Origin of the sequence: Micromonospora eburnea (assembly GCF_900090225.1) — a bacterium.
In the GTDB taxonomy this organism is placed as follows: Bacteria; Actinomycetota; Actinomycetes; order Mycobacteriales; family Micromonosporaceae; genus Micromonospora; species Micromonospora eburnea.
Window position 1 is genome coordinate 2,684,014 of record NZ_FMHY01000002.1, and the last position, 19,176, is coordinate 2,703,189.

Genomic DNA, 19,176 nt, shown 5'->3' on the forward strand with positions numbered 1-19,176 from the left:
GGACCCGTCGATGGCGCAGAATGTCTCCTCCGACGCGGCGGGATGGAGCCATCGATGACGGTTCTCAAGGGTCTGCGGGAAGCCCTGGTGCTGTTCGTGATCGCGCTGGTGCTGGTCGCGATCGTCGCCGGCATCTGGGTCGCGGTGTCCGGCGGGGAGTTCGTCACCCGGCTCGGCTTCGCTCTGATCGTGGTGGGGGCGCTGCTCGGGGTCACCGGTGACCTGACCCTCAGCCGGGTCGGCATGCTCGGCGCCCGGTCCGCCTTCGGGCTCGCGCCCGAGCAGGAGACCGGCGGTGGAGGCCGGATCCTCACCGGCGTCGGAGTCTTCCTGTTCGTCGGGCTGCCGCTGGTCGTCGTGGGCGTCCTGCTGATCTCCTGACCGGCCCGCCGGGTCGCCCACAGCCCGCGACCGCCCGTCGGCGGATACGGTGTGAGGCGTGGCGACCACGGCGGCCGAGGAGATCCGGGTGGGGGAGCGGCTGGTCCGCGTCTCCAGCCCCGACAAGCCGTACTTCCCCGAGCGCGGGCTGACCAAGCTGGACGTGGTTCGCTACTTCCTCGCCGTCGGCGACGGCATCCTGCGCGCGCTGCGGGACCGGCCGACCATGTTGGAGCGGTGGCCGCGCGGAGTGTTCGAGGGCGCGAAGATCGCCACCCGGCAGAGCAACCGCGGCGACGCGTTCTACCAGAAGCGGCTGCCGGCCGGGGCGCCCGACTGGGTACGCACCGCGCACATCACCTTCCCCAGCGGCCGGACCGCCGACGAGGTGGCCCCGAGCGAGCTGGCCGTGGTGGCCTGGGCGGTCAACCTGGGCACCCTGCGTTTCCACCCGTGGCCGGTCTCGGCCGGCGACGTGGAGCACCCCGACCAGCTTCGCATCGACCTCGACCCGATGCCCGGAGTGGACTTCGCCCAGGTGGTGCCGGTCGCCCACGAGGTCCGGGCCTTCCTGGACGAGCTGGGGCTGGTCGGCTACCCGAAGACCACCGGCGGCCGGGGCCTGCACGTCTACCTGTCCATCGAGCCGAGGTGGAGCTTCGGCGAGTGCCGGCGGGCGGTGCTGGCACTGGGGCGGGAGATGCAGCGCCGACGGCCCGACCTGGTCACCACCACCTGGTGGCGGGAGCAGCGGGACCGACCGGTCTTCGTCGACTACAACCAGATGGCCCGCGACCACACCATGACGTCGGCGTACTCGATCCGACCCACCCCGCGCGCCCTGGTCTCCGCCCCGCTCGACTGGTCGGAGCTGGACGACGTCCGGCCGGAGGACTTCGACGTGGTGAGCCTGCCGGCCCGGTTCGCCGAGCGGGGCGACCGGCACGCGGGCCTGGACGACCGCCGGTTCTCCCTGGATCCGCTGCTGGAGCTGGCCGACCGGGAGGGCCTCGCGGCGCCGCCGGAACGCTGAACGTCAATGCCAGGGGCTCTGCGTCCCGTCGAACTCCTCGAAGACCAGCCAGCTGCGCGTCGACAGCACCCCGGCGATGCTCTGCACCCGGTCGAGCACCACGTCCCGCAGGGTGGCGTTGTCCGGCGCGCGGACCAGGGCCAGCACGTCGTGCTCGCCGCTGAGCAGCGCCACGTGCTCGACGTAGCGCACCCGGGCCAGCTCGGCCGACACCTCGCGCCAGGTGTTCTGCTCGATGGTCAACGCGATGTACGCCGACGTACCCAGTCCGGCCGGTTCCGGTGCCACCCGCGCCCGAAACCCGGTGATCACGCCGTCCCGCAGCAGGCGCTCCACCCGGGCGTACGCGTTGGTGCGCGAGACGTGCACCCGTTCGGCCAGCGTACGGATGGAGAGCCGGCCGTCGTCGACCAGTTCGCGCAGGATCCGCCGGTCCACCTCGTCGAGCGGACCGGCCGAACGTCCCGTTCCGCCCGCCGCGCCCGGTACGGCGTTGGTCTCCTGGCTCATGAACCGCTCCTTATCCTGCCATTCGTCCCACGTTCAACCGCGAACTTGAGTCAATCATCCGAGGGCGTGAGCATAGGACCACCACAAGTCCAGGAGGTCCTCGCCGTGACGACCACACCCCAGGCGGTCCGCAGGGCATCCCCCCGCACTCGCCGGAAGGCCAATCCGGCCGTTCCCGACCCGTCGGCCGGCCTGCTGCCGCGTCCCGAGCCGGTTCGGCTGCTGAACCCGGACGGCACCGCGCTGCCGGCCCGCGACGACTACCCGGAGCCGCCTGTCGAGGCGCTGCGCGAGATGTACCGGCGGATGGTCGTCGGCCGCCGCTTCGACGTCCAGGCCACCGCCCTGACCAAGCAGGGCCGCCTCGCCGTCTACCCGTCCTCCCGGGGGCAGGAGGCATGCCAGGTGGGCGGGGTCCTGGCGCTGCGCGACACCGACTGGGTCTTCCCGACCTACCGCGAGTCGATGGCGCTGACCGCCCGGGGCATCGACCCGGTCGAGGTGCTCACCCTGCTGCGTGGCGACTGGCACTGCGGGTACGACCCGGCCGCCCGGCGCACCGCGCCGCAGTGCACCCCGCTCGCCACCCAGTGTGTGCACGCCGCCGGCCTGGCCTACGGCGAGTCGCACCAGGGGCGGGACACCGTGGCGCTGGCCTTCATCGGCGACGGCGCGACCAGCGAGGGCGACTTCCACGAGGGGGTCAACTTCGCCGCCGTGTTCAAGGCCCCGGTCGTCTACTTCGTGCAGAACAACAAGTACGCGATCAGCGTCCCACTGTCCCGGCAGACCGCCGCGCCGAGCCTGGCGTACAAGGGTGTCGGCTACGGCGTGCCGAGCGAGCAGGTCGACGGCAACGACCCGGTGGCCGTGCTCGCGGTGCTCACCCGAGCGGTGGAGCACGCCCGATCCGGCAAGGGGCCGTTCCTGGTCGAGGCGCACACCTACCGGATGGAGCCGCACACCAACGCCGACGACCAGACCCGCTACCGGGACGCCGAGGAGGTCGAGGCGTGGCGGGACCGTGACCCGATCGCCCGGCTGGAGGCGTACCTGCGCAGCCAGGGGGTGTTGGACGACGCGGCCGTCGCCGCGATCGCGGACGAGGCCGAGGCGTACGCCGGCGCACTGCGCGACCGGATGAACGCCCAGCCCACGGTTGACCCGCTGAGCCTCTTCGACCACGTGTACGCGGAGCCGACCCCGCAGCTGGTCGAGCAGCGTGAGCAGGTCCGCGCGGAGCTGGCCGCCGCCCAGGAGGGGGACGCCTGATGGCCACCATGACCATGGCGAAGGCGCTCAACGCCGCGCTCGCCGACGCGATGCTCGCCGACGAGCGGGTGGTCGTCTTCGGCGAGGACGTCGGGCAGCTCGGCGGCGTCTTCCGGATCACCGACGGCCTCCAGGCCCGGTTCGGCGACAAGCGCTGCTTCGACACGCCCCTCGCCGAGGCCGGCATCGTCGGGTTCGCCGTCGGTCTGGCCATGTCCGGGCTGCGGCCGGTGGTCGAGATGCAGTTCGACGCGTTCGCGTACCCGGCGTTCGAACAGATCGCCTCGCACGTGGCGAAGCTGCGCAACCGCACCCGCGGCGCGCTCAGCGTGCCGATCGTCATCCGGGTGCCCTACGCCGGTGGCATCGGCGGCGTGGAACACCACTGCGACTCCTCCGAGGCGTACTACGCGCACACCCCGGGCCTGAAGGTGGTCACACCGGCCACCGTCGAGGACGCGTACTCGCTGCTGCGTGAGGCGATCGACGACCCGGACCCGGTCGTGTTCATGGAGCCGAAGAAGCTCTACTTCTCCAGCGCCGAGGCGGAGCTGCCGGCCCGTACCGCGCCGTTCGGCCAGGCCGTCGTGCGTCGGGCCGGCACCGACGCCACCCTGGTCGCGTACGGCCCGGCCGTCCCGGTCGCCATGGAGGCGGCCGAAGCCGCCCGCGAGGAGGGCTGGGACCTGGAGGTCGTCGACGTACGCACCATCGTGCCGTTCGACGACGCCACGATCACCGCCTCGGTCCGCCGGACCGGCCGGTGCGTGGTGATCCAGGAGGCGCAGGGCTTCGCCGGGGTCGGCGCGGAGATCGCCGCCCGGGTGCAGGAGCGCTGCTTCCACGCGCTGCACGCCCCGGTGCTGCGGGTGTCCGGCCTGGACATCCCGTACCCGGCGCCGATGCTGGAGCACACCCACCTGCCCTCGGTGGACCGGGTGCTGGACACCGTGGCCCGCCTCCAGTGGGACGACCAGCCCGACGCGCGCTGGGTGGCGGCATGACGACCGCGCAGCAGACCCGGGACTTCCTCCTGCCCGACCTCGGGGAGGGGCTGAGCGAGGCGGAGATCGTCGAGTGGCGGGTCGCCGTCGGTGACGTGGTCACCGTGGACCAGACCGTGGTCGAGGTGGAGACCGCCAAGGCTGTCGTCGACGTGCCCTGCCCGTACGCCGGGCTGGTCGTCGCCCTGCACGGCGCGGCGGGCGAGGTCCGCCCGGTCGGCCAGCCGCTGATCACCATCGCGCCGCTGGACGGCGCGGACGGGGGCGACCCGCACGCCACCTACCGCGAGGAGGAGCGCGCCGGCTCCGGCAACGTCCTGATCGGGTACGGCACCGGCCACGGCGGCTCCGGCCGGCGGCGCCGCCGGCCCCGGCTGGCCCTCGCCCCGGAGCCCACCACCGCTGCGCCGGCTGCCGCCGGCCCGGCCCAGACCGCCGGGGCGTCGGCCGCCGGAGGCACCCCGGCGGCCGGCGGTCCGGCCGGCACCGACGGGCGCCCGGGTGCGGCCGTCCTGGTCATCTCGCCGATCGTCCGGCGTCTGGCCAGGGAACGCGGGGTGGACCTGGCGTCGCTGCGGGGCACCGGGCCCGGCGGGGTGATCCGCCGCGCCGACGTGGAGTCGGCCTCGGCTGCCCCGGCGGCCCTCGCCGCCGTGCCGGCTGCCCCGGCGGCGCACGTCGGGCTCGCCCCGACCGACGGCGGTGACGTGGTCATCCCGCTCACCGGCATCCGCAAGGCGATCGCCGACAAGCTCTCCCGCAGCCGGCGGGAGATCCCCGAGGTCACCATCTGGGTGGACGTGGACGCCACCGGGCTGCTGGAGACCCGGGCCGCCATCAACGCGGCCACTCCGGAGTCGCCGGTCAGCATCCTGGCCCTGCTGGCCCGCATCTGCCTCAGCGGGCTGCGGAAGTACCCGCAGCTCAACGCGCACGTGGACGCCGAAGGGCAGCGGATCGTCCAGTCGGCCGGGGTGCATCTGGGCATCGCCGCGCAGACCGACCGGGGCCTGATCGTCCCGGTGCTCCGCGACGCCCAGCGGCTGACCACCCGGGAACTGGCCGCCGCGCTGGTGGAGACCACCACCGCCGCCCGGGCCGGCACCCTCCCGCCGGCGCGGCTGACCGGCGGCACCTTCACCCTCAACAACTACGGGGTGTTCGGGGTGGACGGCTCCACTCCGATCATCAACCATCCGGAGGCGGCGCTGCTCGGCGTCGGCCGGATCGTGGACAAGCCCTGGGTGGTCGATGGTCAGCTCGCGGTCCGTAAGGTGACCCAGCTCAGCCTCACCTTCGACCACCGGGTCTGTGACGGTGGCGTGGCGGGCGGCTTCCTGCGCCACGTCGCGGATTGCGTCGAGCAGCCCGCGCTGCTGGTGGCGAACGTCTGACCTTCGGCCCGGGCCCTGCCTCCGCCCAAGGCCGTCCCGCCGTTTCTCCTCCGGCGGACCGGGAAAGCGAGCCCGGTCCGCCGAGGGGAGGAGACGGATGAGCTACCCGTACATGCCCTCCGCGGGCAAGGTGCCCCCGCACCCGGTCGCCGGGGCGCCGCTGCTGTGCAACGCGCGGGAGCATGGGTTGATCGGGGACGGGGCGACCAACGACCAACCGGCGTTCGCCGCGCTGGTGGACCAACTGGGGGACGCGTTCGCGGCCGACGGGCGGGTCCGGGTGATCTACTGCCCACCGGGGGTGTACTCGATCCGGGACGCCGGTACGGTCTGGCGCAGCGGATTCTCCCTGATCGGCGCCGGTCCCGGCGCGACCCGGTTCGTGCTGAGCAACTCCGGCAACCGGGCCGATCCCACCCCGCTGGCCTTCTACACGGCGGCGCTGCACGGCGCGGACCGAGAACGCTACCTCGCGGACTGCACCTTCGCCGATTTCGAGATCGACGGCTCCGGGGTGCCCTCGGCGGACTACAGCCCGCTGGCCAAGGGGCTGGGCGTGCAGTACGTCGTGCGGGGGGTGTTCCGGAATCTCTACATCCACCACACCGGCGCCACCGGCCTGGGCTGTGACTTCCTACAGGACTGCCTGATCGACGGGGTGCTGGTGGTGGGGTGCGGGCGGCTGGACAACGGCACCGAGATGGGCGGGGCGGGGATCGGCATCGGGGTCGGCGGGTGGGGCAGCGTCGAGCGGGCGAACATCATCAACTGCTCGGCGTTCAGCAACGGCACCCACGGGATCTTCCTGGAACTGCAAGAGGCCGGGGAGCTGCGGCCGCGCGGGTTCCGGGTCATCGGCTGTCATGCCCAGGGCAACCAGTGCGGCATCTCCGACTGGGGCGCCAACGGCCTGATCGTCTCCGCCTGCACGATGACCGGCAACCTGGAGGCAGGCTTCCACGTCTCGGCCAGGGGCACCACGGGCACCGCTGGTAAGGGCGGCATCCTCACCGACTGCGTGATCGACGGCAACGTGCGGGACGGGGTGAGCATCGGCAACACCCCCGGGCCGTACACCATCCGGGGCAACCGGATCAGTGGCAACGGCCAGCACGGATACCACCAGCACAGCCAGGACGGCACGGAGCCGGAGTGCGTCCGGGAGATCGTCATCGACAGCAACGACTTCTATGGCAACAGCCTGGACGCGATCCGGATCGACGAGCCGATCACCGACGCGATCATCGTGAACAACCGGATCCGAGGCAACGGCCGGCGGTGCGGCGCGGTCGCCCAGGGCCGAGGCGAGTCGGTGCGGTACAGCGCGAAGCAGGTGATCGACCGGCGGGCGGAGTGGCAGAACGACGAGCACCGGGGCAAGGTGGTCCGGGTCGGCGACCGCTTCGCCCAGGTGGCGGCGAACGACTCCACGACCCTCACCCTGGCCCCGATCCGCCCCGACGAGTTCACCGGCTGGAGCGCGGACGTCCCGACGCCCGGCACCCCGTATGAGCTGCCGGCGGCGCCCCCGATCCGGGCCGGCATCACCGTGAACGTCGCTCTCGACTCGGCCAGCATCCGAGGCAACAGGATCTGGGACGGCCGGCGGCCGGCCGCCCAGACCCACGGCTTCTGGATCACCGAGCGGGGCAGCTGCGTGGACTGCCGGGTCGAGGACAACGACCTGGCCGGGAATGCCGAAGGGCCCACCCGGCTGGACACCCCGCCGATCGGCGGCCGGTGGGAACGCAACCACGGCGACCAGGACTGGGACTGACCCGCCCTCTCCGGCATGCCGGTGTACGCCGGCCCAGCCGGCGGGCCGATCCGGGACATTCCCGCGGTGACGGACCTGGGCGGCGCGTCGACGACCAAATGGCCCGGGTTTCGCCAGCATTTATCGGGGAAGAGCGCCTGGGCCGGAGAAGTGCCGTACAGAATGTGGGCGAGAGGGAGTGGAAATGGGGGGCCGAATATGGACGTGAGGCGACGATTCACGCTATTGGCGGTAACCATGGCTACCACACCATTGGTTGTCGCCGGCTGCACGGCCGGGCCGAAGGCGATGAAGTCGGGCCAGGAGAAGAAGCCCCCGTCGCTGACCGTGACACCGGCGAACAGCACGAAGGACGTGCCGATCAGCGCCGAGGTGGGTGCCACCGTCAGCAACGGGAAGATCACCGCGGTCCGGCTCACCGACGACAAGGGCGCGCAGGTACCGGCCGAACCACGGGAGGACGGTTCGAGCTGGGTGCCCACCAAGCCGTTGCAGAATTCGCGGACGTACACCGCGGAGGTGACCGCCACCGGCGATTCCGGGAAGACGACCACAGAGAAGACGACGTTCACCACGTCGGCGCCGTCGAACAAGTCGCCGATCACCAGCACGCTCTACTTCACCGACAATGAGACGTACGGGACGGCGATGCCGGTGGCCGTCAAGTTCGACCCGGCGATTCCAAAGGAGGCCAGGGCGGACGTACAGCGAAGATTGTTCGTGAAGACGGACCCGCCGCAGCCGGGTACCTGGTCCTGGATTGCGGACGGCACTCAGGTCGAATACCGGGCCCCCGATTTCTGGAAGCCTGGTACGAAGATCAGCGTGCGCAGCGCCCTGCAGGGGCTGCCGATCGGCAAGGACGCCATCGGGGACGCGGACCACACCGCGACCTCGAAGATCGGCCGGCAGGTCTCGCTCGACATCGACAACGCCACCAAGCAGATGTCGGTCTACCAGGACGGCAAGCTGCTCCGGAAGATTCCGGTGAGCCTCGGCAAGGAGAGCACGCCCACCTCCAGCGGCAACATGGTGATCATGGAGAAGTTCGACCGGACCACCTTCGACACCCGGGGTGACCCGAACGGGGGCTACGTGGTCGACGTCGACGACGCGCAGCGCCTCACCTGGGGCGGCGAGTTCATCCACTCGGCGCCGTGGTCCGAGGGGGAGCAGGGCAGCGTCAACACCTCACACGGCTGCACCAACGTCTCGGCCGATGCCGCGCACTGGCTGATGGGCATCACCCAGGTCGGCGACCTGGTGACGGTCAAGGGCACCGAGGTGAAGCTGGACCAGGGCAACGGCTTCACCGCGTGGAACGTCACCTGGGACGATTTCGCCAAGGGCAGCGCGCTGCCGGTGCCGGCCGGGCTCAAGCCCACGCAGAGCGCGACGCCGCACCCGGGCGCGGTCGCCGGTGGCTCGGCGCCCGCACCCGCACCGTCGATCAGCGGCGGCTGAGGGACCTGGGGGGAACCACCGAGGGACGGCTTGCCATCGAGGTGGCGGGCCGTCCCCGCCGTGCTGGGGCGGGGCGCCTCGGGGGGTCACCCTGAGTCTCTCGGGGTCCTACCCGGGACGTTCCCCGATTACGGGTCTGAGCAGGCGAAAATGTCGGTCCCGACCGATAGGTTTGCCGGCATGGGGCAGCACAGCGACCGTTTCCACGTGCAGATCAGCGTCGGTGACCACGTGGTGGACGTCCGTGCCGTTGGCGAGATCGACATCGCCACGGTCGGGGCGTTCCGGGCCGCGCTCTGGGCCGCCCCGGCCCGGCCGGTGCTGCGGTTGGACCTCTCCGGCGTCCGGGTGCTCTCCGCCGCCGGGGTGCGGGCGCTGGTCGCGGCGCACCTGCGGATCCGGGCCCGCGGCGGCGAGCTGGCGCTGGTCGACCCCGATCCGGTGGTGGCGCGGGTGCTGCGCGCCACCGGCCTGCACCGGGTGCTGCCGATCCACGAGTCGGCGCGGGCGGGCGTGTCGGGGCTGGCCGAGCTGGCGGCGGTCTGACCCGACGGGCGGGGCCGCCGGTCCGACCGACGGCCCCGGGTGGATCAGTGGCGATTCAGCGGACGCCGAGCAGGTCGACCACGAAGACCAGCGTCTCGCCCGGCTTGATGAGGCCGCCGGCGCCCCGGTCTCCGTAGCCCAGGTGCGGCGGGATGGTCAGCTTGCGCCGGCCGCCCACCTTCATGCCGACCACGCCCTGGTCCCAGCCGGCGATGACGCGCCCGCCGCCGAGCGGGAACTCGAACGCCTCGCCCCGGTTCCACGACGCGTCGAACTCGCGGCCGGTCGAGTGGGCCACGCCGACGTAGTGCACCGTGGCGAGCTGGCCGGGGCGGGCCTCCGGGCCCTCGCCGACCGTGATGTCCTCGATGACGAGATCGGCGGGCGGCGCGCCCTCGATCGGGCCAACCTCGGGCTTCTCCATGAGCGGATCTCCTCAGTGGTTTCGGATGTGGTCCCCGTCGATCCTGCCGGATCGCGACCGGCCGATACGCGTCGGTCCCCGCCCGGCAAGGCGGGGACCGGTGGACGGACGAGGGGGCGGGCGCCACCTCCGGTGACGCCCGCCCGATGGGTGCTGCCGGCTCGTTCACCTCACCTGAGCCAGGGGAGCCGCTGGACGAGGGGGAGCTTCGCCCAGGCCCGGCCGAGCCCAAGGGTGTTGCCGGCGCCGACCAGGGCCAGGCCGGCCAGCAGACCCGCGTAAATGAGGTGGTCGTCGAGGAAGGGGTTGTTCGCCGGGGGCAGCACGGCCGTCCACATCATGACCAGCAGTACCCCGCCGGCGACCGCGGCGACCCGCATCCCGATGCCGAGGACCAGGGCGATACCGATGCCCACCAGCCCGGTCATGAACAGCCAGTCTGCCCAGGCCGCCCCGGCGATGCCGTGATAGAAGCCTTCGAGCGGGCCCTTGGTGCCGAAGGCCAGGAAGCCCTTGGTGGGGCTGCCGCCGTTGATCCAGGCGTTCTTCGCCGCGGTCTCGTGTCCCAGGCCGAACATCTTGTCCAGAAAGGCCCAGAGGAAGATCCAGCCGAGGGCGATCCGCAGTCCGGCGAAGACGTACCGGGCGGCCCGCTGCCGGACGGTCTCGACGTCGCGGGTGGTTCGAACCGCCGGAGCGATGGTGTTGGTGGTGATCCGCTCGATCGTCGCGGTCATGGTCTCCACGTCCCTTCTGGTGGTTCGTACCGCGCCTTTCCGGTGACACCTTCATTCCACCTCCACGGCCTGCCCGCCGGCAGGGCCGACCGGGCCGCCCCGGACCGGGACCTTGGACCCCTCCGGGTCCGGTCCGGTCGGCCTCCCCCGGCCTGCCGACCGCCTCTGACCACGGTGGTCTCTGCCGCCATAGCGTCGGCGGTGGAACAGCGGGCCGAGGAGGTCGTGATGCGTACATGGCAGGTGGGCGACGTGATGACCAAGGACGTCGCGACGGTGGGGGAGGAGACCCCGTACCGGCAGATCGTCGACGTGCTGATCCGGCGGGGCATCAGCGCGGTGCCGGTGGTGGACGACTTCCGCCGGGTGCTGGGCGTGGTCTCCGAGGCGGACCTGCTGCACAAGGTGGAACGGGCCGGGCAGCCCGACGAGCGGCGGGTCTTCGAGGGCCGGCGCCGGCGTACCGCCCGCGAGAAGGCGGGCGCGCTGGTCGCGAAGGACCTGATGACCGCCCCGGCGGTGACCACCTATCCGGAGGCGGCGCTGCCGGCGGCGGCCCGGCTGATGGAACGCGACGCGGTCAAGCGGCTGCCGGTGCTGGACGACCTCGGCCGGCTGGTCGGCATCGTGACCCGAAGCGATCTGCTCCGGGTGCATCTGCGCACCGACGCGGAGATCCGCGAGGACGTGGTACAGGAGGTGCTGCGCCGGGTGCTGGCGGTGCGGGACGGCCTGGTCACCGTCCAGGTCCGGGACGGCGCGGTCACTCTGGACGGCCGGTTGGACCGACGCAGCGCCGTCGAACTCGCCGGCCGGCTCGCCGCCCAGGTCAGCGGCGTCGTGCAGGTCCACAACGCGGTCGGGTACGACGTGGACGACACCACGCTGAGGGAGATGGACCCGGTGCACGCCACGCCGGTCGTCTGACCGTCGGTGCCGGCCGGCCCCGCCCCCGGGCCGGCCGGCGGCGTGGCCGGCCGGTCCGGTTCAGGTGCCGGCCCGGGCCGCGCGCGACCGGTACGCCGGACCGGCCGGGGGCGTCTCGTCCACCACCGCGGTCACGTCCAGGTGCGCCGGGCGGCAGCCGAGCGTCGCAGCGAACCGCCGGACCGCGGCGTCCACCTGGGCGCGGGCCACATCGAGACCGGCGGAGGGGTCCAGGCCCACCTCGACCCAGACGTCCGGCCGGGTGACCGGCCCGGTGAGCAGCACCCGGGCCCGGTGCACGCCCGGGGCGCGGAGCAGGTCCCGTTCCAGCGCGCCGGTGAGCACCTCGCTCGCCACCCGGGTACGCCCACCACCGTCCCCGGGATGCGTCAGGGTGCCGGTGAGCCGGCCCGGCACCCGCAGCCCGGCGGCGAGCAGCCGCTGCCCGAGCAGGGCCAGCAGCATCCCGCCGGCCGCCACCGCGAGGACGCTCCACGGCGTACCGGCCCGCCACCAGGTGACCGGCCCGGCCCCGAGCAACGGGCTGCCGCCGCCGGGGAGCCAACCCAGCCCGACCGCGGACCCGGTCGCGCCCGCCGCGATGAGCAGCAGGGCGAGCACCGTCCAGAGCAGCCGATGGGCGGCGTTGCTCACGTGGCCCGCCGATCGGGTAGGAGCCGGACCTCGATCGGGTCGCGGCGCGGGGCGGCCAGCCGATCGAGTTCCCAGCGCAGCGCGAACTCGACGTCGGCCCGGGCCGCCGGGTCGCCGGTCGCGGTCACCCGGGGCCGCCAGGTGTCCCCGCGCCGACGGAGGCGTACCCGGGCCCGGCGGACGCTCGGCACGGTCCGCGCCGTACGGGCCAGCCGCCGTTCGAGCGAGCGACGGTGCAGGTGCCAGCCGTCGTCCTCGGCGAGGCGCAGGCGGGCGGGGTGCCACCGGCGCAGCTCCGCGACGAGCAGGACCAGGCCGAGCAGGGTGACGCCGGCGGCGACCGCCCGGACCGGGGCGTCCTGCCAGCGGGTGGTGGTCAGGATGGCGTACCACCGGTGGGCCAGCGGGCCGGGATGGCCGGCCGCGGCGAGCAGGGCCTCGACCGCGACGAGCGCCCCGCCGGCGAGCAGGGCGACGGCGAGCAGCAGGGTGGCGACCCGGTTGACCGTCCGCACCTCAGCCTCCGACCGCCGGGCTCACGTCGCCTTCCAGGCGTCCGCGTCCGCGCTCGGCGCGTGGTACGCGGGGTCCGCCGGGTCGGGCAGGCACAGGTCCGCCACCGTGACGGTGGTCCCCTCGACGGTGAGCCCGGTCTCCGCCCCGACCCGGACGCCGATCCGGCGGCGTACCGCCTCGGCGACCGTCGGCAGGTGGGTGCCGTGGTCGACGACCAGGTCCAGGTCGACCCGGGCGACACCGCCGTGCACCCGGACGGTCGCCGCGGCGTCGCGGGCGGCCGGCGTGCGTCTCGCCGCGTCCTCGACCAGCCGGGCGATCCGGTCCTCCGTCCACGGCCGGACCGGGGCAACGGCCTCGCGCGCGGTGGCGGGCGGGGTCGCGGAGGCGGCCTCAGGCGTCGCCGTGGCCTTGGGCTGGGGCGTGGCGGGGGCCTCGGGCGTGCCCGCAGACCGGCGCGTGGCTGCGGGTACGGATTCGGGCGCGGCCGGGCCGCGCCGCGGCAGGATTCCGGTCATCGTCGTGCCCCCGCTCACCGGCGCCGGTCCGCGCGGTCGGCGAACCCGGGCGCGGTCACGTCGCCGTCGAGGACCCGGACCAGGAGCCAGCCGACCAGTCCGGCCAGGGCGGCTGCTGCTGCGGCGCCGATTCCGCCGAGCGCCCAGACCGCCACCAGCAGGAACCCGGCGAGGAACCCGAACTGTTGCCGCGTCATGTCCACCTCCGCTCAGCGGCGACTCGACCGGACGGGCGGGTACCCGTTCCCACGCCGCGCAGTCATCGCGCCCCACCGGCAGCGGTCGCTCACGTCGGAGCCGGGCATTCTTCCACCTCCATTCGGCGCAACTGGCGGTAACCGGACCCGGCGAGACCGCCAGAATCCCGCACCTGGAGTCGAGCATGGTCCAGCCGGGGACAAGGCGGGCAGGCCCGGAAGGAGCCCTGCGACCGGCCGCCCAGACAGCCGCGGAAAGGCGACGAACGGCACGACCCCCGGCCAGCCCGGATCGGAATGGAACAACCGGCCGGTGACGGTCCGAACCGGTCGGTTCCAGCACACCGGGTGCGCGCCGTCCATGATCGACCGCCTACACTCGGGCGTCGATCGAGCGACGGATGGGTCTGGCGAAGATGACGAGCAGCGGCAGCGTGGCGGCTTCCTGGCTGCGTCCGGTGACGGCGGGGAACGCCCCGCTCCGCACCCGCGCCGGTCATCTCGCGTACGCCTCGCGACGGCTGGGTGAGCTGGTGCAGGGGCGGCCGCCGGGTGTGACCGGGCACCAGTGGAGCACTGCCCTGCGGGAGGGCTTCGACCAGGTGGTCTGCGCGGCCGACACCGGCCGTCCGGTCTTCGCCGTGCAGGTCTCCCCGCCGGCGCCCGCCGGTTCCGCCGCCCGCCGCGCCGAGCGGATGACCAGTGTGGTCTGCGCCGCCGTCGGCCTGCCGCTGCTGCGGGTCGAGTCGTCGACGCTGCGCGGTGCCGAACACGCCCGGCGTCTCGCCGAGTACGTCATCGACGCGCGGAGCTACGCCGCCGGCTCGGGGCCGGAGAGCGGGGACGCCGTCGGGTTCCGGGAGATCGTCGGCCGGCTGCCCGACGGGCGCAGCGGGCCGGTGAACGACCTCGGGGCGCTGGCTCGGGCCGCCGCGGTCGACGCGTACGTCGAGCGACGCCTCGCCGACCCGATCGTGCGCGGCCTGCACGTGCGGTGGACGGGCGGCGCGGCCGAGGGGTGGAGCTGGATCGAGGTGCGGCCCGGCCGGTGCCTGGTCGAACGGGTCGAACTCTACGTGCAGCGGTTCTCCTGCGGGGTGGACCCGGGCCGGCTCGCCGAGGACCTGGCCGCCGTGGCGGTGGGGGAACGGCTACGTGACCTCGACGCCGTCGAGCCGTCGCTGGTCGACCGGGACGAGCTGCGCCAGCGTATCCGGGGGCTGGCCGCCCGGCGCGACGAGCTGGACGGCGGCTTCGCCTTCGACCACCTCTGGGCGGACTGAGCCACCGCGCGGGCTGACCCGGGGCGCGGACGTCCGGCTGGGTGGCCCGGCCCTTCCCGGCTGGCCCTTCCCGGCGGGGCGGGTCACACCGGCGCGGGCACCGGTCGGGCCGGGTCCGGCGCGGGCGCCCGCAGCCCCTCGATCTGTCGGGTACGCGCCGGACCGGCGAGCAGGTTGCCCAACGCCACCAGCAGGGCCAGCCCACCCAGCCCGAGCCAGAGCACGGTGTCGCCGAACCGGCTGGTGACCAGGCCGCCCACGGTCGGGCCGGCGAAGCTGGCGAAGGCGTAGCCGAGTGAGTAGACGCCCTGGTAACGGCCGCGTTGCGCGGCCGGGGAGAGGTCGGCGGTGAGCGCCGAGTTGGCGGGCGTCATCATCATCTCGCCGAGGGTCCAGACCAGCACGCTGAGGCCGTAGAGCAGGATGGTGTCGGCCATGGCGGTGACCGCGAACCCGGCGCCGATCACCACCGCCGCCACCGCGATGGTGCGGGAGCGGTCGAAGCGGGCGATCAGCCGAGGCACGAACAGCTGGCCCGCCACGATCATCAGCCCGTTCACCGCGATGACCGGCCCGTACGCCGACGCGGGCAGTCCGTCGGCCCGCAACGCCACCGGCAGCATGGCGTTCGCCTCGATGCAGAGCCAGATCAACCCGGTCAGCGCGGTGAAGGTGAGGAAGACCCGGTCGCGCAGCACCGTGCCGAGGCCGCCCCGGTCGGCTCGGTCGCGTTGCCCGACCGTCTCCGGCGCGGGCCGGGACTCGGGCACCTTGAGCGCGATCAGGGCGGCGGTGCCGAGCAGCACGGCCGCGTTGAGCACGAAGAGCAGCAGCGGCTCGGCCCGGATCAGCACGCCGGCGACGGTCGCGGCCACCGAGAACCCGATGTTGATCGCCCAGTAGTTCAGGGTCAGCGCCCGCAGCCGGTCGCGCTCGCCGACCACGTCGATGATGGTGGCGGTGAACGCCGGCCGGGCCACGCCGAGGAAGAGCCCGAGGGTCAGGGTGAGCGCCGCGATGGCGACCGGTCGGTCGGTCAGTCCCAGCCCGAGCGCGGTCGCCGCCGCGGCGACGTTGCCGGAAAGCATCGCCGGCCGCCGCCCCCACCGGTCCGCGACGATGCCGCCGAGCAGCGTGCCGAGCGCGCTGCCCGCCCCGTGCAACCCGATCACCATCCCGGCGTACGACGGGTCGAAGTGGCGCACCGAGACCAGGTAGACGCCGAGGTAGATGGCGACGAAGCTGCCCAGCCGGTTGATCAGGGTGGAGGCCCAGAGATACCAGAACGTGCGGGGCAGGCCGCCTCCGGTCTGTCGCCACCAGCCTGCCATGCGCTACCCCCGTGCTTGCTTGTGTAATGACCACTGGCCATGCCGGTCATTACAACCTAGAGGTACGACACGAGGTCGGTCTCGGGGTGATGATGGTGGCGCCGCTCACTGTGCGACTGCGGCAATGGATGCCGGCGAGCATGTCATCGATGAAAATTGTGAACGACGAAAAAGCCAACCGGGGCCCCGCTGATTTCTCAGCGTGACCCCGGCGTGCCCGACGGTGAACCGGGAGGCTCAGCGGTTCTTGTACGCCTCCACCACCGAGACGGGGATCCGGCCCCGCTCGGAAATCTCGTAGCCGTTCTTCGTGGCCCATTCCCGGATGGCGCGGTTCTGCTCCCGGTCCATTCCGGAGGTGGCCGCGCGGGCCGTGCGGCGCGCCGTGCGTACGCTCTCCACCGGTCCGCGACCGATCCGCCTGCCAGCGCTGATGTACGGGTCCAGGGCCTTGCGCAGGACGCCGGCGTTCTCGTCGGAGACGTCGATCGTGTAGGCCACGCCGTCCAGACCGAACTCGACGGTCCGATCCGCCTTTCCGCCGTCGAGGTCGTCGGTCAGAACAGTGATTACTTTCCTTGCCATCGCCATTGCTCCCTGAGTCGGGCGGGGTGTGGCTAAGAGTTTGACCTACGGTGCGGCAAATTCGCAACAATATCCGCCGGATCGCCATTCGGCGGGTCGGCTAATCCATAGCCCGGAATGGTGGGCCAACGCGTGGCGCGGCGCTCTCGGGCGGTTGGGGAGTGGTGTGAGTCACAACCCGGAACAAGGGCCACGCCTTGTTACTTGAGTCTGACACGCTCAACTCAAGATGATGGCAGGTGTTCGATGGCAACTCTTCCGGTACTTCCGCTGACCGACGCCGTCCTGCTGCCCGGCATGGTCATCCCGGTGACCCTCGACCCGACCACCCAGGCCGCGGTCGACGCGGCCCGCGCCAGCGGCGACAAGGAGCTCCTCGCCGTTCCCCGCATCGACGGCGACTACGGCCCCGTCGGCGTGATCGCCACGATCGAGAAGGTGGGCCGGCTGCCCAGCGGCGAGCCCGCCGCCGTGATCCGCGGCCTCACCCGCGCCCGGATCGGTTCCGGCGTGCCCGGACCCGGCGCCGCGCTCTGGGTCGAGGCGACCGAACTCGACGAACCATCCCCGGCCGGCCGGGCCCGGGAACTCGCCCGCGAGTACCGCGCGCTGATGACGTCCGTCCTCCAGCAGCGCGGCGCCTGGCAGGTCATCGACGCCATGGAACGGATGACCGACCTCTCCGAACTGGCCGACGCCGCCGGCTACGCGCCCTGGCTCAGCCTGGCGCAGAAGACCGAACTGCTCGCCGCGCCGGACGTCACCGCCCGGCTGGAGCTGCTGGTCGGCTGGGTGAAGGAGCACCTGGCCGAGCAGGAGGTCACCGAACGGATCAACAGTGACGTCCGCGAGGGGCTGGAGAAGTCGCAGCGGGAGTTCCTGCTCCGCCAGCAGCTCGCCGCGATCCGCAAGGAGCTCGGCGAGGACGAGCCCGAGGGCTCCGCCGACTACCGGTCCCGCGTCGAGTCCGCCGACCTGCCCGAGAAGGTCCGCGAGGCGGCCCTGCGCGAGGTCGGCAAGCTGGAGCGGGCCAGCGACGCCTCGCCCGAGGCGGGCTGGATCCGTACCTGGCTCGACACCGTCCTCGAGATGCCGTGGAACACGCGTACCGAGGACAACACCGACCTGGCCGCGGCCCGCGCCGTGCTCGACGCCGACCACGCCGGCCTGGCCGACGTGAAGGACCGCATCCTGGAATACCTGGCGGTGCGCAACCGGCGCGCGGAACGCAACCTCGGCGTGGTCGGCGGCCGCGGCTCCGGCGCGGTGCTCGCCCTCGCCGGCCCACCCGGCGTCGGCAAGACCAGCCTCGGCGAGTCCGTCGCCCGGGCGCTGGGCCGCAACTTCGTCCGGGTCTCCCTCGGCGGCGTCCGCGACGAGGCGGAGATCCGCGGTCACCGGCGCACCTACGTCGGCGCGCTGCCCGGCCGGATCGTCCGCGCGCTGCTCGAGGCGGGTTCGATGAACCCGGTCGTGCTCCTCGACGAGGTCGACAAGCTGGCCGCCGGCTACTCCGGCGACCCGGCCGCAGCCCTGCTGGAGGTGCTCGACCCGGCGCAGAACCACACCTTCCGCGACCACTACCTCGAGGTCGACCTCGACCTGTCCGACGTGCTCTTCCTGGCCACCGCCAACGTGGTGGAGGCCATCCCCGGCCCGCTGCTGGACCGGATGGAGCTGGTCGCCCTCGACGGCTACACCGAGGACGAGAAGGTGGCCATCGCCCGGGACCACCTGCTGCCCCGGCAGCGGGAGCGGGCCGGGCTGACCGCCGACGAGGTGACCGTCACCGACGAGGCGCTGGCCCGGATCGCGGGGGAACACACCCGGGAGGCCGGCGTACGGCAGCTCGAACGGGCCCTCGCCAAGATCCTGCGCAAGGTCGCCGTGGCCCTGGCCACCGACCCGGCACCGGTCCGGGTGGACGACGACAACCTGACCCGCTACCTGGGCCGGCCGAAGTTCACCCCGGAATCGGCGGAGCGGACCGCGGTGCCCGGCGTGGCCACCGGACTGGCGGTCACCGGCGCCGGCGGCGACGTGCTCTTCATCGAGGCGACCAGCATGGCGGGCGAACCGGGCCTGACCCTGACCGGCCAGCTCGGCGACGTGATGAAGGAGTCCGCGCACATCGCGTGGTCGTACCTGCGGTCGAACGGGCGGCGGTTCGGGCTGGACCCGAACGCCCTCGCCGGGCGGCGGATCCACCTGCACGTCCCGGCCGGCGCGGTGCCGAAGGACGGCCCGAGTGCCGGCATCACCATGGTGACCGCGCTGGCCTCCCTGGTTACCGGCCGGCCGGTGCGCCCCGAGTTCGGGATGACCGGCGAGGTGACCCTCTCCGGCCGGGTGCTGCCCATCGGCGGCGTGAAGCAGAAGCTGCTCGCCGCCCACCGGGCCGGCCTGACCGAGGTGATCATCCCGAAGCGCAACGAGCCGGACCTCGACGACCTGCCCACCGAGGTACGCGAGGCGTTGACCATCCACACCCTCGCCGACGTCGCCGACGTGCTCGCCCTGGCGCTGCGCCCGGCCGACGTCGACGCGGAGACGCTCGGCGGCCAGCCCCTCACCGCGGCCTGAGGTGTAAGGAGGGGCCCCCTGTTAACGCCTGGTGCAGAGC

The 19,176-nt window shown here is 73.0% G+C and carries 20 protein-coding genes; 11 read left to right on the forward strand and 9 right to left on the reverse strand.

What is annotated here, in order from left to right; translation table 11 throughout:
• Window positions 1-54 precede the first annotated feature (54 nt).
• Window positions 55-381: a hypothetical protein gene (locus tag GA0070604_RS12630; RefSeq protein WP_091127067.1), complete on the forward strand. Its 327-nt coding sequence runs from the start codon at window positions 55-57 to the stop codon at window positions 379-381.
• A 58-nt stretch (window positions 382-439) separates the two neighbouring features.
• Window positions 440-1,414, forward strand: a complete 975-nt coding sequence (locus GA0070604_RS12635) for a DNA polymerase domain-containing protein (protein ID WP_091118134.1) — start codon at window positions 440-442, stop codon at window positions 1,412-1,414.
• A gap of 3 nt (window positions 1,415-1,417) precedes the next feature.
• On the opposite strand, the gene GA0070604_RS12640 is transcribed toward GA0070604_RS12635, so the two are convergent.
• Window positions 1,418-1,924, reverse strand: coding sequence for an Lrp/AsnC family transcriptional regulator (locus GA0070604_RS12640; protein WP_091118135.1), 507 nt, complete (start codon window positions 1,922-1,924; stop codon window positions 1,418-1,420).
• A gap of 72 nt (window positions 1,925-1,996) precedes the next feature.
• Here GA0070604_RS12640 and pdhA point away from each other — a divergent pair, with 72 nt between their 5' ends.
• From pdhA to GA0070604_RS12670, 6 genes are all read left to right on the forward strand, one after another.
• Window positions 1,997-3,196 (forward strand): pyruvate dehydrogenase (acetyl-transferring) E1 component subunit alpha, encoded by a 1,200-nt coding sequence (gene pdhA, locus GA0070604_RS12645; RefSeq protein ID WP_208602266.1) that lies wholly within the window; start codon window positions 1,997-1,999, stop codon window positions 3,194-3,196.
• Entirely contained in the window at window positions 3,196-4,200 is a 1,005-nt protein-coding gene (locus GA0070604_RS12650; RefSeq protein WP_091118137.1) for an alpha-ketoacid dehydrogenase subunit beta, read from the forward strand. Before pdhA ends, GA0070604_RS12650 begins: the two co-directional genes overlap by 1 nt.
• The gene (locus tag GA0070604_RS12655) at window positions 4,197-5,594 is read left to right on the forward strand and encodes a dihydrolipoamide acetyltransferase family protein (protein WP_091118138.1); all 1,398 of its coding nucleotides are present in this window, start codon (window positions 4,197-4,199) and stop codon (window positions 5,592-5,594) included. The genes GA0070604_RS12650 and GA0070604_RS12655 overlap by 4 nt, the downstream gene beginning before the upstream one ends.
• 97 nt (window positions 5,595-5,691) lie before the next feature.
• A complete protein-coding gene (locus GA0070604_RS12660; RefSeq protein WP_091118139.1) occupies window positions 5,692-7,371 on the forward strand; it encodes a right-handed parallel beta-helix repeat-containing protein in 1,680 nt (559 codons plus the stop codon).
• A gap of 198 nt (window positions 7,372-7,569) precedes the next feature.
• Entirely contained in the window at window positions 7,570-8,835 is a 1,266-nt protein-coding gene (locus GA0070604_RS12665) for a L,D-transpeptidase (RefSeq protein ID WP_091118140.1), read from the forward strand.
• A 180-nt stretch (window positions 8,836-9,015) separates the two neighbouring features.
• Window positions 9,016-9,381 carry an STAS domain-containing protein gene (locus tag GA0070604_RS12670; RefSeq protein WP_091118141.1) on the forward strand — a complete coding sequence of 122 codons (366 nt, stop codon included), beginning with the start codon at window positions 9,016-9,018 and terminating at the stop codon, window positions 9,379-9,381.
• A gap of 55 nt (window positions 9,382-9,436) precedes the next feature.
• On the opposite strand, the gene GA0070604_RS12675 is transcribed toward GA0070604_RS12670, so the two are convergent.
• The gene (locus tag GA0070604_RS12675; RefSeq protein WP_091118142.1) at window positions 9,437-9,805 is read right to left on the reverse strand and encodes an FKBP-type peptidyl-prolyl cis-trans isomerase; all 369 of its coding nucleotides are present in this window, start codon (window positions 9,803-9,805) and stop codon (window positions 9,437-9,439) included.
• Between the two features lie 170 nt (window positions 9,806-9,975).
• Complete coding sequence (locus GA0070604_RS12680; RefSeq protein ID WP_377592907.1) at window positions 9,976-10,551, reverse strand: hypothetical protein; 576 nt, start codon at window positions 10,549-10,551, stop codon at window positions 9,976-9,978.
• A gap of 219 nt (window positions 10,552-10,770) precedes the next feature.
• Between GA0070604_RS12680 and GA0070604_RS12685 the strand changes: the two genes are divergently transcribed.
• The gene (locus tag GA0070604_RS12685) at window positions 10,771-11,469 is read left to right on the forward strand and encodes a CBS domain-containing protein (protein WP_091127069.1); all 699 of its coding nucleotides are present in this window, start codon (window positions 10,771-10,773) and stop codon (window positions 11,467-11,469) included.
• 60 nt (window positions 11,470-11,529) lie between these two features.
• Here the strand turns inward: GA0070604_RS12685 and GA0070604_RS12690 are convergent, their stop codons facing one another.
• Genes GA0070604_RS12690 through GA0070604_RS12705 form a run of 4 tightly spaced genes read right to left on the reverse strand, consistent with a single transcriptional unit; the run spans window position 11,530 to window position 13,354 of the window.
• On the reverse strand, window positions 11,530-12,123 hold the full coding sequence (locus tag GA0070604_RS12690) for a hypothetical protein (RefSeq protein WP_091118143.1): 594 nt from the start codon (window positions 12,121-12,123) through the stop codon (window positions 11,530-11,532).
• Window positions 12,120-12,638, reverse strand: coding sequence for a DUF6286 domain-containing protein (locus tag GA0070604_RS12695; RefSeq protein ID WP_091118144.1), 519 nt, complete (start codon window positions 12,636-12,638; stop codon window positions 12,120-12,122). Before GA0070604_RS12695 ends, GA0070604_RS12690 begins: the two co-directional genes overlap by 4 nt.
• 21 nt (window positions 12,639-12,659) lie before the next feature.
• Window positions 12,660-13,157 carry an Asp23/Gls24 family envelope stress response protein gene (locus GA0070604_RS12700; protein ID WP_091118145.1) on the reverse strand — a complete coding sequence of 166 codons (498 nt, stop codon included), beginning with the start codon at window positions 13,155-13,157 and terminating at the stop codon, window positions 12,660-12,662.
• A gap of 14 nt (window positions 13,158-13,171) precedes the next feature.
• Window positions 13,172-13,354, reverse strand: coding sequence for a hypothetical protein (locus GA0070604_RS12705; RefSeq protein ID WP_091118146.1), 183 nt, complete (start codon window positions 13,352-13,354; stop codon window positions 13,172-13,174).
• Between the two features lie 401 nt (window positions 13,355-13,755).
• On the opposite strand from GA0070604_RS12705, the gene GA0070604_RS12710 reads away from it, so the two are divergent.
• The gene (locus tag GA0070604_RS12710; protein ID WP_244161861.1) at window positions 13,756-14,637 is read left to right on the forward strand and encodes a PDDEXK family nuclease; all 882 of its coding nucleotides are present in this window, start codon (window positions 13,756-13,758) and stop codon (window positions 14,635-14,637) included.
• Between the two features lie 83 nt (window positions 14,638-14,720).
• On the opposite strand, the gene GA0070604_RS12715 is transcribed toward GA0070604_RS12710, so the two are convergent.
• Both GA0070604_RS12715 and GA0070604_RS12720 read right to left on the reverse strand, forming a co-directional pair.
• Entirely contained in the window at window positions 14,721-15,968 is a 1,248-nt protein-coding gene (locus GA0070604_RS12715; protein ID WP_091118147.1) for an MDR family MFS transporter, read from the reverse strand.
• A gap of 237 nt (window positions 15,969-16,205) precedes the next feature.
• Window positions 16,206-16,553, reverse strand: coding sequence for a histone-like nucleoid-structuring protein Lsr2 (locus GA0070604_RS12720; protein ID WP_091127071.1), 348 nt, complete (start codon window positions 16,551-16,553; stop codon window positions 16,206-16,208).
• Window positions 16,554-16,799: 246 nt separating this feature from the next.
• Here GA0070604_RS12720 and lon point away from each other — a divergent pair, with 246 nt between their 5' ends.
• Window positions 16,800-19,136 carry an endopeptidase La gene (lon, locus tag GA0070604_RS12725; protein WP_091118148.1) on the forward strand — a complete coding sequence of 779 codons (2,337 nt, stop codon included), beginning with the start codon at window positions 16,800-16,802 and terminating at the stop codon, window positions 19,134-19,136.
• The last annotated feature ends 40 nt before the right edge of the window (window positions 19,137-19,176 follow it).

Excerpts from the sequence above, each read along its gene's own strand:
- GA0070604_RS12630 (WP_091127067.1), top strand. The coding sequence starts at position 55 with ATGACGGTTCTCAAGGGTCTGCGGGAAGCCCTGGTGCTGTTCGTGATC.
- GA0070604_RS12640 (WP_091118135.1), bottom strand. The coding sequence starts at position 1,924 with ATGAGCCAGGAGACCAACGCCGTACCGGGCGCGGCGGGCGGAACGGGA.
- GA0070604_RS12650 (WP_091118137.1), top strand. The coding sequence starts at position 3,196 with ATGGCCACCATGACCATGGCGAAGGCGCTCAACGCCGCGCTCGCCGAC.
- GA0070604_RS12655 (WP_091118138.1), top strand. The coding sequence starts at position 4,197 with ATGACGACCGCGCAGCAGACCCGGGACTTCCTCCTGCCCGACCTCGGG.
- GA0070604_RS12660 (WP_091118139.1), top strand. The coding sequence starts at position 5,692 with ATGAGCTACCCGTACATGCCCTCCGCGGGCAAGGTGCCCCCGCACCCG.
- GA0070604_RS12665 (WP_091118140.1), top strand. The coding sequence starts at position 7,570 with ATGGACGTGAGGCGACGATTCACGCTATTGGCGGTAACCATGGCTACC.
- GA0070604_RS12670 (WP_091118141.1), top strand. The coding sequence starts at position 9,016 with ATGGGGCAGCACAGCGACCGTTTCCACGTGCAGATCAGCGTCGGTGAC.
- GA0070604_RS12675 (WP_091118142.1), bottom strand. The coding sequence starts at position 9,805 with ATGGAGAAGCCCGAGGTTGGCCCGATCGAGGGCGCGCCGCCCGCCGAT.
- GA0070604_RS12685 (WP_091127069.1), top strand. The coding sequence starts at position 10,771 with ATGCGTACATGGCAGGTGGGCGACGTGATGACCAAGGACGTCGCGACG.
- GA0070604_RS12700 (WP_091118145.1), bottom strand. The coding sequence starts at position 13,157 with ATGACCGGAATCCTGCCGCGGCGCGGCCCGGCCGCGCCCGAATCCGTA.
- GA0070604_RS12705 (WP_091118146.1), bottom strand. The coding sequence starts at position 13,354 with ATGACGCGGCAACAGTTCGGGTTCCTCGCCGGGTTCCTGCTGGTGGCG.
- GA0070604_RS12710 (WP_244161861.1), top strand. The coding sequence starts at position 13,756 with ATGGGTCTGGCGAAGATGACGAGCAGCGGCAGCGTGGCGGCTTCCTGG.
- GA0070604_RS12715 (WP_091118147.1), bottom strand. The coding sequence starts at position 15,968 with ATGGCAGGCTGGTGGCGACAGACCGGAGGCGGCCTGCCCCGCACGTTC.
- GA0070604_RS12720 (WP_091127071.1), bottom strand. The coding sequence starts at position 16,553 with ATGGCAAGGAAAGTAATCACTGTTCTGACCGACGACCTCGACGGCGGA.
- lon (WP_091118148.1), top strand. The coding sequence starts at position 16,800 with ATGGCAACTCTTCCGGTACTTCCGCTGACCGACGCCGTCCTGCTGCCC.